A 16,763-nucleotide genomic window follows, 5' to 3' on the forward strand; every position below is an offset into this window, starting at 1 on the left:
AGATGATCGAAAAACGCCCCATCGCCAACTTCGTCGGCCATGTCATCCTGATCCTCGGGATCATCGTCGTCGCCTTCCCGATCTATTATACGTTCATCGCCTCCACGGCGACGTCGGAGGCGATCATCCGCCCACCCATGTCGCTGCTGCCCGGCGGCCATTTCGTCGAGAACTACACCGAGGCGATGACCGGCGGCGTCGAGCGCGTCGTCGGGGTCAGCCTCGAACGGCTGCTGTTCAACTCCTTCGTGGTCGCCGTGGCGATCGCGGTCGGCAAGATCGTCATCTCGTTCCTGTCGGCCTTCGCCATCGTCTTCTTCCGCTTTCCCTTCCGCATGGCCTTCTTCTGGATGATCTTCGTCACGCTGATGCTGCCGGTCGAGGTTCGCATCCTGCCGACCTACAAGGTGATCGTCGATCTCGGGTTGATCGATACCTATGCGGGGCTGACCCTGCCCCTGATGGCCTCGGCAACCGCGACGTTCCTCTTCCGTCAGTTCTTCCTGACCATACCCGGAGAGCTCGTGGAGGCCGCGCGCATCGACAATGCCGGGCCGTTCCGCTTCATGCGGGATATCCTGTTGCCGCTGTCGAGCACCAATATCGCGGCTCTGTTCGTGATCCTGTTCATCTATGGCTGGACGCAGTATCTCTGGCCGCTGCTCGTGACCAATGATGCGAAGATGAACACGGTCATCATCGGGCTGCGGCGCATGGTGGATTTCACCGATGCCTCGACGCCGTGGAACTATGTGATGGTCACGGCGATCCTTGCGATCATCCCCCCCATTCTCGTCGTGGTGCTCATGCAGCGCTGGTTCGTCAAAGGTCTCGTGGAGACGGAAAAATAATGGCCAATATCGTCCTCAACGACGTCCGCAAGAAATATGGCAATGTCGATGCCATCAAGGGCATTTCGCTCGATATCGCCGACGGCGAGTTCCTCGTGCTCGTCGGCCCGTCCGGCTGCGGAAAATCGACGCTGCTGCGCATGATCGCGGGCCTCGAGAGCATTACCGGCGGCGAGATCTCTATCGGCGGGCGTGTCGTCAACACGCTGGAACCCTCCGAGCGGGACATCGCCATGGTGTTCCAGAACTACGCGCTCTATCCGCACATGACGGTGCGCCAGAATCTCGCCTATGGCCTGAAGAACCGCAACACGCCGCAGGCCGAAATCGATCGTCGGATATCCGATGCGGCCAAGGCGCTGGAAATCGAGGCCTTTCTGGAGCGCAAGCCCCGTCAGCTCTCCGGCGGCCAGCGCCAGCGCGTGGCCATGGGCCGCGCGATCGTGCGCGAACCCGCTGCCTTCCTGTTCGACGAGCCGCTGTCGAACCTCGATGCCAAACTCCGCGTGCAGATGCGCGTCGAGATCAAGCGGCTGCAGAAATCGCTGAAGACGACGAGCGTGTATGTGACGCACGACCAGATGGAGGCGATGACGCTCGCCGACCGGCTCGTGGTGCTGAACGGCGGCGTGATCGAGCAGGTGGGAACGCCGATCGAGCTATACGAAAAACCGGCGACCACCTTCGTCGCCACCTTCATCGGTTCGCCCTCCATGAACCTGCTGCCTGGTCTCTCGAGCCCGGCCTGGAGCCTGGGCTCGAACGTCGCGCTGCCAGCGGGAAGCGCGACGCTCGGCATCCGTCCGGAGGACCTGCATCTGTCGGAGGCAGGCGCTGCGGATGAGGCGTTCCGCGCGGATGTGAAGGTTGCGGCTGTCGAGCTTGTCGGCGCGGAAAGCTATGTTCACGGACATCTGACGGACGGCCAGCCGATCATCTTCCGCGTCGCCGGCCGGTCCCGCATTCTGATGGACGACATCGTGCCGGTTGCTGCCAGCCGGCAGGCGCTGCATGTGTTCGACGCGACCGGCCGGCGCAAGGACGGCTGAGCCGCGGTTCAGCCGATCCGGGAAAACGCGGCGAGGACGGTTCGCTCCGACTGGGTGAGGTAGACCTCCAGCATGCCGGCGGCCTCCTGCGTCCGTCCGGCTTCCAGATGGTCGAGGATCGCAGCGTTGAGATCGACATAGGGCGCGTGGAGCAGTTCGGGATCGGCAAGCAGGCCGAAGCTCAGGCGAAGCTCGGCGGCGATCTGGGCATAGAACGCGTTGAGCCGCTGGCTATCGGCCAGTTCGACGATGCCGGCGTGGAAGACCATGTTCTGGCTGCCGACCAGTCCCCATTGCTTCTCATCGCGCGCGATCCGTGCCGCCTCGACCGCGCCGCGCATACGGGCGACCGCCGGATGGTGTGGATAGGCCTTGGCCAGAGCCTGACACTCGATCATCCGCCGGACACGGTAGATATCGATGATCGAGGCCATGCTGGGCGTAGCGACGAACATGCCGCGATTGGGCTCGTGGCGCAGAAGCCCTTCCTTGGTCAACAACCGAAAGGCCTCCCGCAGCGAGTTTCGCGACACGGCGAAATCCGCACTCAGCGCCGCTTCCGACAGGCGTTGTCCCGGCTTCAGCTCCCCGGCGATCAACCTGCCCCGTATTTTTTCCGCAAGCCGTGGCGCGAGCGCCGATATCGTGTCCTGCTCTGCCATCGAAAACGCGGTCCCCCCGGGCGCCCATCCTCTACGGCGCACTTCGGCCGCAGCGATATCGCGGATCCCGTCGGAGGGAAACCTCTCCATGACCTTTACAAGGCGCCTTCGCTTCGATTTCGGCGACACGCCATCGAGGTCGCGGAGCCGGGCAGCAGACGACGGGTAACGGAGCGCCTAAAAGTTGCGCTTCGACCGTCGTTTCCTGCTCGTTCGCTTGGCACGCTGCCGCGGGAATGAACAGTTTAAGTGAACGATACAACAAAATCGTTGAACGATATTGACAGGATTGTGAAACGGAGAGACCTTGCTTTCATAACAGCCGCTCGACCCCACGCTCCGGGGGCGACGTGGTCAACAAAGAGGGTAACAATGGCCGACAGATCAGCATCTCCATCCGCGCCGTCCCAAGGCAGTCCCGTGCCCGGAGGCATGTCCGCGAAAACCCGCCGTGCGGCTCTCATCGCCGCCATCTTCCTGATGGCGACGTCGGCCATCGGCCCCGGCTTCATCACCCAGACCGCGACCTTCACCACCAAGCTCGGCTCGGCCTTCGCCTTCGCCATCCTCGCCTCGATCGTGATCGACTTCGTCGTCCAGCTGAACATCTGGCGGATCGTCACCCTGACGAAAATGCGCGCATCGGACATCGCCAATGCGGCCATCCCCGGCACCGGCTATCTTCTCGCCGTCCTCGTCATCGTCGGCGGTCTGTTCTTCAATGTCGGCAATATCGGCGGTGCGGGCCTCGGCCTGAACGCGATGCTCGGATTGGATCCGAAATGGGGCGGCGCCATCAGCGCGTTGATCGCCATCGCCATCTTCCTGTCCAAGAAGGCCGGCGTTGCGATCGACCGCCTCATCGTCGTTGCCGGCATTCTCATGATCGTGCTCACGCTCTATGTCGCGATCGTCTCGGGCCCGCCGGTCGGAGATGCGCTGTTCCAGACCTTCCTGCCGAGCACGATCGATTTCGCGACCATCACCACCATCGTCGGCGGAACGGTCGGCGGCTACATCACCTATTCCGGTGCGCATCGCCTGCTGGACAAGGGTACGGTCGGCGTCGAAAATCTCGGTGCGGTCAATCGCGCGGCCCTGACCGGCATCGCCGTCACCGGCCTGATGCGCTACGTGCTGTTCCTCGCCATCCTCGGCGTGGTCGCCAGCGGCACCGTCATCGATATCTCCGGCAAGGGCGCAAATCCGGCGGCACAGGCGTTCCAGGCCGCGGCGGGCGACGTCGGCTACCGCATCTTCGGCGCCGTTCTCTGGTTCGCCGCCATCACCTCGGTCATCGGGGCGGCCTACACGTCTGTGTCGTTCATCACCGTCTTCAAGCAGGACATCACCGAACGCGCCCGCAATATCGCGACCGTCATCTTCATCGGCGTCTCGTTGATCGCCTATGTGCTCATCACGACCCCGCCCGCACAGATGCTGGTGTTCGTCGGCGGCCTCAACGGTCTCATCCTGCCCATCGGCCTGTCGATCTTCATCTACGCCGCCTGGGCGCGGTCGGACCTCATGGGCGGCTACCGCTATCCGCGCTGGCTCCTCGTGCTCGGCGTGCTCGCCTGCGCGCTCACATGGTACATGGGCTACAAGTCGATCGGCCCGATCTTCGCGCTGCTGACCGCGTAAGCCCACGCATTTTCCGGGCGAAACACGGCTTTCGCCCGGACCCGAACGGGCTGCGCATGAACAAGGGAGAGACTGACATGAAATCCATCGATCTCAACAGCGATCTCGGCGAAAGCTATGGCGCCTGGGGCATGGGCGACGATACGGCGATGCTCGCCATCGTCTCCAGCGCCAATGTCGCCTGCGGCTTTCACGCGGGCGACCCCTCGGGAATCCTGAAGACCGTTCGCGCCGCCGCTGAAAAAGGCGTCGCGATCGGCGCGCATGTCTCCTATCCCGACCGCGTCGGCTTCGGCCGGCGCGATATGGACGTGACCTCCGACGAGCTTATCGCCGATGTCATCTACCAGATCGGTGCACTGAAGGGCATTGCCGCTGCCGCAGGCACGACGGTACGCTACGTCAAGCCGCATGGCGCCCTCTACAACCGGATCGCCAACGACGCGAAACAGGGCCAGGCGGTCATCGAAGGCATCAAGGCGGTCGACGCCTCCCTCGTCCTGATGGGCCTTGCCGGCACCCCGATCCTCGATCTCGCGAAGCACGCCGGCCTCGTCGTCGTCGCGGAAGCCTTCGCCGATCGCGCCTACACGCCGGAGGGCCAGCTCGTTTCCCGCCGGGAAGCCGGCGCCGTGCTTCACGACCCTGAGGCCATCGCACAGCGCATGGTACAGCTCGCGCGCGACGGCACGCTCACCGCTATCGACGGCTCCACCATCCGCATCGAGGCCCAGTCGATCTGCGTCCATGGCGACAGCCCGGGCGCGGTCTCCATCGCCCGGGAAATCCGCAGCGCCTTCGAGGCGGACGGCCTGCAGGTCACGTCCTTCCTCGCGACCAACGAAGAGACGAGGGTATCGGCATGATCGCCATCGAACATCTCCGCCATGTCGACGCAGCCCCCGCGCGAAGCGCCCGCGCGCAATACCGCGCCGGCAGCGTCGCGCCGACATCGGGCGTGGCGCACGGCTTCACCCAGGCCAACATGATCGTGCTGCCGCGCGACTGGGCGTTCGACTTTCTGCTCTACGCGCAACGCAACCCGAAAGCCTGCCCGGTTCTGGACGTGTCCGACCCGGGTTCGCACAGGACGCTGCTTGCACCGGACGCCGATCTGCGGACCGACCTGCCGCTTTATCGCATCTGGCGGGACGGGAAGCTTGCGGAAGAAACCGCCGATGCCAGCGCCGCCTGGGCCGAACATCCCGATCTCGTCAGCTTCCTCATCGGCTGCAGCTTCACCTTCGAGACACCGATGCTCGATGCCGGCATCGAGATCCGCCACATCACCGACGGCTCCAATGTGCCGATGTACCTGACCAACCGCCCCTGCCGTCCGGCGGGGCGCCTGCACGGCAATCTCGTCGTCTCCATGCGGCCGATCCCGGCCGGCCGTGTCGCGGATGCGGCAACCATCTCCGGCCGCTTCCCGGCCGTCCACGGCGCACCCGTTCATATCGGCGCGCCGGACGAGATCGGCATCGCGGATCTTGCCAAGCCGGAATTCGGCGATGCCGTGCGGATCGAACCGGGCGAAGTCCCCGTGTTCTGGGCCTGCGGCGTGACCCCGCAAGCCGCCGTCATGGCCTCCGGCGTGCCCTTTGCCATCACCCACGCGCCGGGGCACATGTTCATCACCGACATTCCGGATTCGGCCTACCACGCCTGAGGTTCACGATGCGCTTTCTTCCCGTCAGCCTGACCACTCTGCTCGTCGAACTTGCCGACCTCCAGGAAACGCTGGCGCTGTTCGCCTCGCTGGAGGCCGACCCCGTGCCCGGCATCGTGGATATGGTGCCGGCCGCACGCACGCTGATGATCCGGTTCCGTCCGGGCGCGACGACGCCCGAGGCGCTGGCGCGCGCGGTGGCGATGCGCGATCTCTCCGCCCGCATCGCGCCGTCCGACAGGCGCGTCGAAATCCCCGTGCGCTACGACGGCGAGGATCTGGCCGACGTCGCCGAACTCACCGGCCTGTCCGTCGCGGAGGTGATCCGCCGGCATGTGGAAAGCGAATTCACCGTCGCGTTCTGCGGCTTTGCACCCGGCTTCGGCTATCTCGTCGGCGGAGATCCCGCTTTGCAGGTGCCGCGCCGCCAGAGCCCGCGCACGAAAATACCAGCCGGTGCCGTGGCGCTCGCCGGAGCCTTCAGCGGCGTCTATCCGCAGGAAAGCCCCGGCGGCTGGCAGATCATCGGTGTGACGCCGGAAAAAATGTGGGACCTCTCGCGCGATCCGCCGGCCCTGTTCCAGCCGGGATACCGGGTGCGGTTCCATGATCTGGCAAAACGCGCCTATGCCGCCGCCTCACCGGCGCCATCGGTCATCGCCGCCGCCTCGACGGAGGAGTCAAAGGGCGTTTCCTTCACCGTGCTTGCCGCACCCATGCCGGCCCTCTTCCAGGACGCGGGCCGCTTCGGCCAAACCGGACAGGGTGTCTCGTCCGCCGGCGCACTCGACCAGGGTGCCTTCAGTGCCGCCAACCGCGTCGTCGGCAATCCAACCGGCGCGACCTGTCTCGAAATCACGCTCGGCGGCTTCTCGGTTGCGGTTTCCGGCCGCACGGTCATCGGCATCACCGGCGCCCCCTGCCCTATCGAAATCCGCGACGCGGAGGGTCGGGTTCAACAGGCCGAGACATACCGCCCCATTTCCCTCGAGTCCGGCGACACCGTCACGCTCGGCCAGGCGCCCAAGGGCATGCGCAGCTATCTCGCGGTGCGCGGCGGCTTCGATGTCGCGCCGGTTCTCGGCAGCACGTCCACCGATACGCTCGCCATCGTCGGGCCGGACCCGGTTTCCAGAGATGCTGTTCTGAGAGTCAGGGCCGACACGGTCGGTCTCGCATCCGTGTCGCTCGAGGAGGCGCCGGCCTTCACGCATCCCGCAGCCGACGAGGTCGTGACGCTGGACGTCGTCATGGGCCCGCGCAGCGACTGGTTCACGCAGGCGGGTATCGACACGCTCTCGTCCCAGCTCTTCCGCATGACGCCGCAATCCAACAGGGTCGGCATCCGTCTCTCCGCCGATATCCCGCTGGAACGCAAGGACAAGGCGGAGCTGCCGAGCGAGGGCACGGCAACCGGCGCGATACAGGTGCCGCACAGCGGCCAGCCGGTGCTGTTCCTCGCCGACCATCCGCTGACCGGCGGCTACCCCGTCATCGCGACGGTGGCCGACTATCATCTCGATCTTGCCGGTCAGATCCCGGTCAATGCTCACATCCGGTTCCGGCCGATCGCGCCGTTCGCCGATATCGTGCCGGCCAAGGCCTGAGGCGCAGGCTCGTGTCCGCATCGTAGGCCCATCCAAAGGGAGGATACTCATGAAGAAAGTTCTGATCGCCAATCGCGGCGAGATCGCCGTCCGGATCATCCGCGCCTGCCGCGACTATGGCGTCGGCTCCGTTGCGGTCTATGCCGATTGCGATATCGATGCGTTGCATGTGCGTCTCGCGGACGAGGCCCACGGCCTTGACGGAAACCGCCCCGCCGACAGCTATCTCGACATCGACAAACTGATCGCGGTTGCGAAACGGTCCGGTGCCGACGCTGTGCATCCCGGCTACGGCTTCCTCTCGGAGCGTGCCGAGTTCGCCCGAGCCGTGCAGCAGGCCGGCCTCATCTGGATCGGACCCGACCCCCACGTCATCGAGGCACTCGGCGACAAGGTCGAAGCGCGGCGGATAGCAACCAGCGTCGGGGCGCCGCTCGTGGCCGGCAGCGACGGCCCGGTGGAAACCGCGGCGGAGGTCATCGCCTTTGCCGACACCCATGGCCTTCCCGTCGCCATCAAGGCGGCCCATGGCGGCGGCGGGCGTGGCCTGAAGGTCGCGTGGAAACGCGAGGAGATCGCCGATCTCTACGAGTCCGCCGTGCGCGAAGCCACCGCCGCCTTCGGACGCGGCGAATGTTTTCTCGAACGTTTCCTCGACCGGCCGCGCCATATCGAGGCGCAAGTGCTCGCCGACCGCCATGGCCATGTCGTGGTGCTGGGCACGCGCGACTGCTCGCTCCAGCGCCGCAATCAGAAACTGGTCGAGGAGGCCCCGGCCCCCTTCCTCAGCGAGGCCCAGCGCACCGAGATCCATCAGTCCGCGGCAAAGATCTGCAAGGCGGCCGGCTATACGGGTGCCGGCACCGTCGAGTTTCTACTCGGCGTCGATGGCACGATCTCGTTTCTGGAGGTCAATACGCGCCTGCAGGTCGAGCATCCGGTGACGGAAGAAACCACTGGCATCGACCTCGTGGTCGAGCAACTCCGCATCGCAGACGGGTTTCCGCTCGGCGTGACGGAGACACCGGAGCCGCGCGGCCATTCGATCGAGTTCCGCATCAATGCGGAAGATCCAGGTCGCGGCTTCCTGCCCACCCCCGGCACCATCACCGACTTCAGCCCACCCTCGGGCCCCGGCATTCGCCTCGACAGCGGCGTCGTCACAGGATCGACCGTGCCCGGCACGTTCGATTCCCTCACGTCGAAGCTGATCGTGACGGGTGCGAACCGCGAGCAGGCGCTGGCGCGCGCGCGGCGGGCACTGGCCGAGTTCCGCATCGAGGGCATCGCCACGGTGCTGCCCTTCCACCGCGCCGCCATCGACACCGCCGACTTCCGCGGCGATGACGGCTTCAAGGTGCATACGCGCTGGATCGAGACCGATTTCGCCGCCCTCCCCGACGCCGCCCCCCGCCCCCTGCAGCCGGCGCCTGCGGGCATCCTGCGCACGCATATCGAGATCGACGGCCGCCTCCACGCCGTGGGCCTGCCGATGGCACTGCTTGCGGGTCTGGGCGCGGGCAATGGCGCAGCCGGCGGAACGTCCGCAGCAGCACCGTCCGAGATCGACCCCGCAACCATCTCAGCCCCCATCTCGGGAACGCTGCAGGTTTGGAAAGCGGCGGACGGCGACGCGGTTCGGGAGGGCGATCTGATCGCCGTGCTCGAAGCCATGAAGATGGAGACGCAGGTGACCGCCCACCGCTCGGGCCGCCTGCGCATCACGGCCGAACAGGGTGCCTATCTCGCCTCGGGAACGGCGATCGGTTCGATCGCGTAACGGCCCGCTCGTCATTTTCCGGCACAAACGGCTTCCTCCCTTGCGGGGACGTTGCAGACGTTGCAGGGTCATGCCGGGATAGAGCGTCAGTTCCGTCGAACGCAAGCCTCTGGCGCGGGAACGGACATCGCACGGACGTGAAAGAGACATGGACCAGATGCCTGACGACGACGAGACCGGCAAAAGGCGATCGCATCGTCGCCCGCGACCGGCCTCGGCCGCAGACGGACGAAAGACATGAGACCGGGGCAGCGGCTGACGCGGCCGCGGCCTCGAAGCTCGGCAACGGAGGAATTCGGGCCCGGTCCGGGCATGAGCCCGGGCGACATCGCCGACCATAATTCGCGTGTGGCGCTGAGCCTCATCAGAACCTTCGGGCCGCTGACCCGGCAGGAACTGGCAACCCGTCTCGGCCTGACCGAACCGGCGGTAACCGGCATCATGAACCGCCTCGACGCCCAGGGGCTGGTTCTCAAACGCAAGCGCTCCGGCACCGGACGCTACCACGCCGCGGAATTCGCATTGCAGCGCGGCGGCGCCTACGGGCTGGGCATCAGCCTCGCGGGGGACAAGGCAGAGGTGGCGCTTGTCGATCTGCTGGGCACCGTTGCCGCTCGGTCGGACATCCACGGCCCTGACCTTCAGGCGCGGCTCCCCGAAGCCGTGGCAGTGCTGCTCGCCGACACGGCTGGATGCATGCCGGTCGGCCTCGGCCTTGCCTTCGCGCCGGAATGCGCACCCGAAGCGGAGATGATCGAGAGGCTCCTGCCGGGCCGGCCGGTCTTCGTGATGCCGGACACCGAAGCCTGCCTGACCGGCGAGCGTCTGCTCGGCCTTGGCGAGCCGGAAGGCGGGTTGGTCGTGGTGCTGATCGACGAGACGGTACGGGCGGGGCTGTTCATCGGCGGCAAAACCTTCCGAGGGATGAACGGGAGGGCGGGAAAGATCGGCGAGATGCGTCCCGGACGCCTGCACCCGAGCCTGACGGAGGTTGCCAATCGCCACGCCTATCGCCGCGCCCAGAGGGCCGGACCTTCCGCCCTTGCCGACTGGACCGAGACCGTGGCCGGGCGCCTGCTGGAGGCCGTCGTCGCCATTGCCGGCTTCGTTTCGCCCGGGGCGCTGCTGCTTGGCGGGGCGCTTCCGGATGCGGTGCTCGACGGTCTCATCGCGCAAATGCAGGTCCAGCGAAACGATCAGGCGCGCACCTTCGTGGCCGCGCCCTGGATCCCCCCCATCCGGCGGGTATCGCTGGAAGGCGGCGGCATTGCGATCGGCGCGGCGATGACGCCTATGATGGAGCTTCTGCTGGCGCGATCGGCCTGACGCCGGTCTCGTGTGCCGTCAGCGGCACGCGCTCCCGCTGTGCCGCCTCTGCCGTCGGCAGGCAGAGCCTGTGGGCAAGCGGCATGGTCGCAGCGCCGAGTGCCGCGGCATCCTCCGAGCCTGCGGCCCGGTGCAGGGAGGGCGGCGTAACGCCACGACGGGTAATTTCTTCGCGGGTGTAAACCAGAAGCTCATCGATGATCCGCACCGGAAGACGCCCGCCGATCAGCACGGCATCGGGATCGACGATCATGCCGATATCGATGATGGCTTCGGCAAGCGTGATGCTGATCCTACGCAGCCAGGCGCTGACAAGGCCCCGCGCAGCACCCGTCAGAGCGGCCAGCTCGGCGGGTGTGGAGACGGAAACGCCGTGCTGCCGGAGATGGTCGTAGAGGATGAAGAGCGAAAACATCTCGCCGAGCGGCTGCGTCTTGCCGGCGGCCGGCCCCTCCTCGATCACGACGGGGAGCCAGCCGATTTCGCCGCCGAGGCCGCTTGCGCCCTTGTGGCGCATGCCGTCGATGACGAGACTGCCCCCAAGGCACGCGTTGACGAAGATGTAGAAGAAGCTGCCGATCTCCGTTCCGAAGCCATATTCGATCTCGCCGAGCGCCGCCGCATTGGCGTCGTTGTCGATGAAGACGGGATGACTGGTAATGCCCGACAATGCGCCGCGCACATCGAAGCCGCTCCAGCGGCCGTAGCTGGCCGGCCGGCCGATCACCGGCACCTCGCCCAGCCAGTCGGGAATGGCAAGACCGATCCCGGCAAGGCGCGGCTCCTGGATCACCTTGCGCCTCAGGAAGGACGACACCGCGTCTCCCATCAGCGCAACGAAGGTTTCCGGCATCAGGAAGCGCTCTTCATGATGGATGCGTCCGCGCACGGCCCCCGTTGCGTCCACGGCGACGACGGTGAGATGATCGCGATCGATGTTGGCGCCGATCGAAAAAACGCCCTCGGGATCGATCTCCAGCTCGATCGCCGGCTGCCCGCGCAACCCCTGGCGCCGCCGCGCCTCCATCACCAGTCCCTCGTCGAGCAGGCGATCGACGATGCGGGTCACGGTCTGCTTGGTCAAGCGGGCGCGCTGGGCCAGTTCCGTGCGCGAAATCGGCGCCTCGCGATAGATATCGCTGAGGATCGTGGCGCGGTTCTGCGCCGCCGCCTGTTCGCCGTTGGAGCCGGCAAAGGTCACGCGACGTCTCCTCTTCTGTTCGGGGGAAGGCTTCCATCGTGCTGCATCGTGTTCGTCTCAAGTCGAATGAAAAAGGCCCGCACATCGTGCGATGTGCAGGCCAAGGTAGGCCAAAGAGGCCGGGGGAGAAAGGCTCGAAGGATCAGGTTCTTGTCAGACGCCAGCTTTTGACCTCGAAGGGCAGGAGCCCGGTGGCGGCGACGCCGTCCATCGGTTCCTCGAGGATGGTCACCGGTCCGCTCGTCGCCCAGCCATCAGGCAGGGAGACGGAGAAATCCCCCCGACGGCCGGTTGGCTCGAAAACGCGCAGGACAAGGTCGTCGCCCTCTTCGCTCGGCTTGAAACCGGAAAGGGCCGCGTCAATGCCCTTGGGCGCAAGCGGCTGCCACGCGCCGACGGCGCGATCCGTGACCGGCAGGGCGATCAGCGGCTGGTTCAGGTCCTCGGCTTCCTCGCGAACGCCGCCCTCGTACCAAGTGCCCGCATGGGGCATTAGCGCATAGGTGAAAGCCTGATGCCCTTCGTCCGCCAGCGGGTCGGGATAGATCGGCGAGCGTAGCAGCGACAGGCCGAGCACGCTCCCGCGCATGCTGTGCCCGTATTTCGCGTCGTTGAGCAGGGCCACGCCGAAATCGGGCTCGGACAGGTCGACAAAGCGGTGCGCGGGCGCCTCGAACATGGCTTCGTCCCAGGAGGTGTTGGAGCCCGTCGGCCGCTCAAGCACGCCATAGGCGCATTCGCAAGTCGCGGTCTTGCTCTTCACCGCAAGCTCGCTGAGGCTGCGCAGCATGACGCGGCGGTCGTGCCAGTCGATCTCCGTATGGATGTCGAGACGCCGTGCATTCGCTCCGAGGCTCAGCGTCTGCACGATGCTCGAATGGCGCCAGGTGCGCTTGATGCGGATTGCCACCCGGTGAGGACCCGTCTCGACGATCTCGATCGCGTCGAAACCGGTGATCTCCTCGGCCTTCTCGATATAGTCGTTCTCGACGTCCCAGGCGTCCCAGTTGCGCGGCTTGTCGGCCGTATAGGCATAGAGCCGATTGCCGCGCCCGTCGATGGCCTCGCGGCCGGTCGGCTTGTGGAGGATGCTGGCAATCGATCCGTCCTCGGCGAGCGTCACCTTGATGGTGGCATTCTCCAGCGTGTTCTTCGTGACCGTGAGGCCCGGTGCCGGCGCAAGCGCCGAGGCCGGAAGCACGGCAATGCCGAGCGGGGGCAAGGTGCCCTCAGCCGAAACGGAGCCATCGGGCAGATCGAGCCGGATCGCGCGCGGCGACAGCGACGGATTGACGACCAGAACCGCTCCGCTGTCGCCGCCGGACGCTGCCGGCAGGCGGCCTGCAAGGGCGGTCATCGCCTGATCGAGCGCGGCCGTTCCCTCGGCAATCGCACCGTCGAGCTCGCGGACGGCATCGACATAAACCTCGGCGATGGAGGAGCCGGGGAGGATATCGTGGAACTCGTTCTTCAGCACGACACGCCATGTCGGCTCCAGGGAAGCGGGACGGCCCGCTCCCATCAGATGGGCAAGGCCTGCGACCGTTTCCGCTGTAATCAGCGTGCGTTCCGCCTTTCGGTGAAGGCGCTTGACCGCGCTCTGGCTCGTCAGGGTCGCGCGGTGGAGTTCGAGATAGATCTCGCCCTGCCAGACATGCAGCGCCTTTTTGGCCGCCGTCTCGTGCGCGCCGTCGAAGAAGTCCTCGACGCGCGTCCACTCGGCTTGAGGGATGGCCGGGAAGACGCGAAGCTGCTCTTCGCGCATCACCATCTCCGGCGTCACGCCACCACCGCCGTCGCCATAGCCGACGCACAGCAGCGTCGTCTCGTGCTTGTCCTTCTGGCGGAAATTCTTCCAGGTCGGCACGAAGCAGTCGGGACGCACGAAGCCGTTATAGCCCTGCATCGGGTTGTCGAAGGTGTGCGCCAGCACGCGGCTGCCGTCGATGCCTTCCCACCAGAAGAGATCGGCCGGAAAGCGGTTCGTCTCCGACCAGTTGACCTTGATTGTGAAGAAGCTCGTCATACCGCCCTGACGCAGGATCTGCGGCAGCGCGCCGGTAAAGCCGAAGCAATCCGGTAGCCAGCACACCGTGTGGCGCACGCCGAAGGTCTGCTCGAAGTAGCGCTGTCCGTAGAGCACCTGCCGCGACAGGCTCTCGCCGGTCGGCATGTTGGTATCGGGCTCGATCCAGAGGCCGCCGACGGTTTCCCACTTGCCAGCCTTCACCTGCTCCTTGACGCGCTCCAAGAGATCCGGATCGTCTTCCGCGATCTGCGCATAGTAATGCGCGGTCGACTGGTTGAAGCGAAAATCGGCGGATCCTTCCATCAGCGACAAGGCCGTGTGGAAGGTGCGACGGATCTTGCGGCGCGTTTCGTCATAGGGCCACAGCCAGGCCAGATCGATATGGGCATGGCCCGTCAGCGCGATTTTTCCCTGCGGCGGGAAACGCTCGCGAAGACCGGCAAGCCGCGCCATCAGCGCGTCATAGGCCTTGATCACGCTGGCGCGATGATGATCCTCGAGGCCCGCCGGCTCGGCTTTCAGGTCCGGCAGCTGCCAGATCTTCTGCTGCATGAGCGCCATCGACGTGCGCGAGACATAGTCGGCCGTCGCTGAAGGCCAGTCGAGCGAGCGAAGCGCGTCTTCGCCGGCATCCAGCAGATGCGGCACGACGTCGTGGCCTTCCAGAACGGTGATGGCTTCCGCGATCTGGCGGACGAGCAGCCAGAGCTTGTCGACGGACGGTTCCAGCCAGAGCAGTTCGGCCCGCTCAAGATGCGGCTTGCGGACGGGTTCGCCGAAGGGCAGTCGGGCGACGGTCTCCGAGGTCACCGTGAAGCGTGCGGCAGGGACGCCGAATTCGCGGTGGTAGGGATCGAGACCGACGGTTTTCGAAACGCCGTCGTCCGAGGCGATGGTGATCAGGCTTTCGCCGCCGAGATCGACGTAGAGCCGCGTATCCTCCAGCGGCCAGCCGGCCGGCACCGCGGCCGAGCCTGCAAAGCGCTGCGTGCCATGGATCTGCGGCCACGCCTCGCCAAGCGCGATGGGCGTGTCGTTGAAACGCCAGCCGTCGATCTTCGCGGTCTTGTGGACGCGCCAGAATTCGAGTTCGGCCATGCGCACCTGGAAGCGCTCGAGACGTTGGGCAAGTGTGAGTGTCATGATCTTCAAGTCCTGGTCTGTGTCATGAAAGGATCAACCCTTGACCGCGCCGGCGGTCATGGCGCCGAGAATGAGGCGCTGCAGGGAGAGGAAGGCGATGATCGCCGGCACCACGGAAACGAGGCAGGCAGCGGCGAGCAACTGGATGGAGCTATCGTTCTGGGTGCCGGCATACTGGAAAATGCCGACCCCGATCGGCGTCAGGGCTTCGCGGGTGATGAGCAGGAAGGGCACGAGAAACTGCGACCAGCCGGCGATGACCGAGATGATGAAGGCGGACGCGATGCCCGGCGTCGAGAGCGGCAGGATGACCCGCACGAAGACACCCCACCGAGTGCATCCATCGATCAGTGCGGCCTCGTCGAGGCTTCGCGGGATGCCGTCGATCGAGCCCTTGAGAATCCATGTCACCGTGGGGACGGCAAGCGCGATATAGACCATCACGACCCCGAAATGGCTGTCGGTCAGCCCGATCGCGGCCATGTAGCGATAGAGCGGCACCAGGATGACGAGCGGCGAGATCATCTGCACCGACAGGATGGCCATCATCCAGCCGCCCTTGCCGCGAAACTTGAAGCGCGAGAAGGCATAGGCCGCCGGCAGTGCTACGACGAGGCAGCCGATGGCGCTGAGCGAGGACAGTTTCAGGGCATTCCAGAGGTAGCCGAGGAACTTGTCGGAGGAGAGGATCATGGCGAAGTTGTCGAGCGTCGGCGCCTTCGGGATGAAGCGGCTGACGCCGAGAAAGACTTCCTTGCGGGTGCGCAGCGCCAGCGACAGGAGCCAGAGCAGCGGCCAGGCGAAGAAGACGAAGATCACCAGCATGAACAGGTAGCTGAACGCGTCGCCCAGTCTCTCGCGGGAGGAAGCCGACATCATTCGTCTCCCTTCGGCAGGAACACGGCATAGATGAGCGCAAGCCCCAGGCTGATCGCGAGCATCAGGATCGACAGCACGGCACCGACCGAAAGATCATAGTTCCGGAAGACGATGTTGAACGTGTAGAGCGAGAGCACTTCGGTTGCCCGTCCGGGACCGCCGCCGGTGAGCGAGATGATCGCGTCGAAGGTGTTGAGCGTCTGGATGGTGATCAGGATCATGTTGACGAGGATGGCGGCGCGCAACTGCGGCAGGGTCACGTAGAACAGCTTCTGGCGGGCATTGGCGCCATCGACGGAGGCCGCCTCGTAGAGCACGGGATCGATCGCCTTCAGCGCCGCATACATGACGACCATGGAAAAGGCGGTGCCGCGCCAGACGTTCGACAGCACGACCGACCACATGACGAGATCCGGATCGGACAACCACTGCACGGGTGCAGCACCCATGAGACGCAGGATACTGTTGAGCCCGCCGAAGGGCGCTTCGTTGAACAGCATTTTCCAGATGATGCCGCCGGCAATGCCGGGCACCACCCAGGCGATCAAGGCCGTCGTGCGGACGATGGTCGTTCCGAACAGCCCGCGCCCCTCCCCGCGCACCACCACGAGGGCGATGACGAGACCGAGCAACTGCTGGGCGACGACGCTCGAGCCGGTAAAGACGAAGGTGACCCAGAGGATCTGGCCGAGCTCCGGCCGCGACAGCGTTTCGATCAGCGTGGACAGCGTGTAGGTGCCGTCGTTCGCCAGAAGCGTCGCCCGCATGAAGGCCAGTCGCATGACGTCGAAGACGGGATAGAGGTAGAACAACCCGAGCACGAGGATCAGCGGCAGCACCCAAGGAACCACGCGCGGCGCATCGTGCCGTCTGCCGCGGGCGAGCCCGGCGACCATATGGCGTTCAAAGGTTGCGTTCTGCAA

13 protein-coding genes are annotated in these 16,763 nt (G+C 65.6%); 8 read left to right on the forward strand and 5 right to left on the reverse strand.

Annotation, left to right across the window (positions count from 1 at the left end; genetic code table 11):
• The first annotated feature begins 2 nt into the window (after positions 1-2).
• Positions 3-851 carry a sn-glycerol-3-phosphate ABC transporter permease UgpE gene (gene ugpE / locus C8J36_RS21740; protein WP_132537429.1) on the forward strand — a complete coding sequence of 283 codons (849 nt, stop codon included), beginning with the start codon at positions 3-5 and terminating at the stop codon, positions 849-851.
• The gene (locus C8J36_RS21745) at positions 851-1,900 is read left to right on the forward strand and encodes a sn-glycerol-3-phosphate import ATP-binding protein UgpC (RefSeq protein WP_132537430.1); all 1,050 of its coding nucleotides are present in this window, start codon (positions 851-853) and stop codon (positions 1,898-1,900) included. The genes ugpE and C8J36_RS21745 overlap by 1 nt, the downstream gene beginning before the upstream one ends.
• 8 nt (positions 1,901-1,908) lie before the next feature.
• On the opposite strand, the gene C8J36_RS21750 is transcribed toward C8J36_RS21745, so the two are convergent.
• The gene (locus tag C8J36_RS21750) at positions 1,909-2,562 is read right to left on the reverse strand and encodes a GntR family transcriptional regulator (protein ID WP_132537431.1); all 654 of its coding nucleotides are present in this window, start codon (positions 2,560-2,562) and stop codon (positions 1,909-1,911) included.
• A 432-nt stretch (positions 2,563-2,994) separates the two neighbouring features.
• Here C8J36_RS21750 and C8J36_RS21755 point away from each other — a divergent pair, with 432 nt between their 5' ends.
• From C8J36_RS21755 to C8J36_RS21780, 6 genes are all read left to right on the forward strand, one after another.
• On the forward strand, positions 2,995-4,206 hold the full coding sequence (locus C8J36_RS21755) for an NRAMP family divalent metal transporter (protein WP_062596787.1): 1,212 nt from the start codon (positions 2,995-2,997) through the stop codon (positions 4,204-4,206).
• A gap of 77 nt (positions 4,207-4,283) precedes the next feature.
• The gene (locus C8J36_RS21760; protein WP_132537432.1) at positions 4,284-5,072 is read left to right on the forward strand and encodes a 5-oxoprolinase subunit PxpA; all 789 of its coding nucleotides are present in this window, start codon (positions 4,284-4,286) and stop codon (positions 5,070-5,072) included.
• The gene (locus C8J36_RS21765) at positions 5,069-5,875 is read left to right on the forward strand and encodes a putative hydro-lyase (RefSeq protein ID WP_132537433.1); all 807 of its coding nucleotides are present in this window, start codon (positions 5,069-5,071) and stop codon (positions 5,873-5,875) included. The genes C8J36_RS21760 and C8J36_RS21765 overlap by 4 nt, the downstream gene beginning before the upstream one ends.
• 8 nt (positions 5,876-5,883) lie before the next feature.
• Complete coding sequence (locus tag C8J36_RS21770) at positions 5,884-7,482, forward strand: 5-oxoprolinase/urea amidolyase family protein (RefSeq protein WP_132537434.1); 1,599 nt, start codon at positions 5,884-5,886, stop codon at positions 7,480-7,482.
• A gap of 49 nt (positions 7,483-7,531) precedes the next feature.
• On the forward strand, positions 7,532-9,262 hold the full coding sequence (locus C8J36_RS21775) for a biotin carboxylase N-terminal domain-containing protein (RefSeq protein WP_132537435.1): 1,731 nt from the start codon (positions 7,532-7,534) through the stop codon (positions 9,260-9,262).
• 237 nt (positions 9,263-9,499) lie between these two features.
• Positions 9,500-10,588, forward strand: a complete 1,089-nt coding sequence (locus C8J36_RS21780) for an ROK family transcriptional regulator (protein ID WP_132537436.1) — start codon at positions 9,500-9,502, stop codon at positions 10,586-10,588.
• Here C8J36_RS21780 and C8J36_RS21785 read toward each other — a convergent pair.
• From C8J36_RS21785 to C8J36_RS21800, 4 genes are all read right to left on the reverse strand, one after another.
• The gene (locus tag C8J36_RS21785; protein WP_132537437.1) at positions 10,554-11,789 is read right to left on the reverse strand and encodes an ROK family transcriptional regulator; all 1,236 of its coding nucleotides are present in this window, start codon (positions 11,787-11,789) and stop codon (positions 10,554-10,556) included. The two genes, C8J36_RS21780 and C8J36_RS21785, sit on opposite strands and share 35 nt — an antisense overlap.
• Positions 11,790-11,931: 142 nt before the next feature.
• On the reverse strand, positions 11,932-14,961 hold the full coding sequence (locus C8J36_RS21790) for a glycoside hydrolase family 38 C-terminal domain-containing protein (protein ID WP_132537438.1): 3,030 nt from the start codon (positions 14,959-14,961) through the stop codon (positions 11,932-11,934).
• 33 nt (positions 14,962-14,994) lie between these two features.
• Positions 14,995-15,837 (reverse strand): carbohydrate ABC transporter permease, encoded by an 843-nt coding sequence (locus C8J36_RS21795; RefSeq protein WP_062596780.1) that lies wholly within the window; start codon positions 15,835-15,837, stop codon positions 14,995-14,997.
• Complete coding sequence (locus C8J36_RS21800; RefSeq protein WP_062596779.1) at positions 15,837-16,736, reverse strand: sugar ABC transporter permease; 900 nt, start codon at positions 16,734-16,736, stop codon at positions 15,837-15,839. The genes C8J36_RS21795 and C8J36_RS21800 overlap by 1 nt, the downstream gene beginning before the upstream one ends.
• Positions 16,737-16,763: the final 27 nt, after the last annotated feature.

This window comes from Rhizobium sp. PP-F2F-G48 (assembly GCF_004342335.1).
GTDB lineage: Bacteria > Pseudomonadota > Alphaproteobacteria > Rhizobiales > Rhizobiaceae > Ferranicluibacter.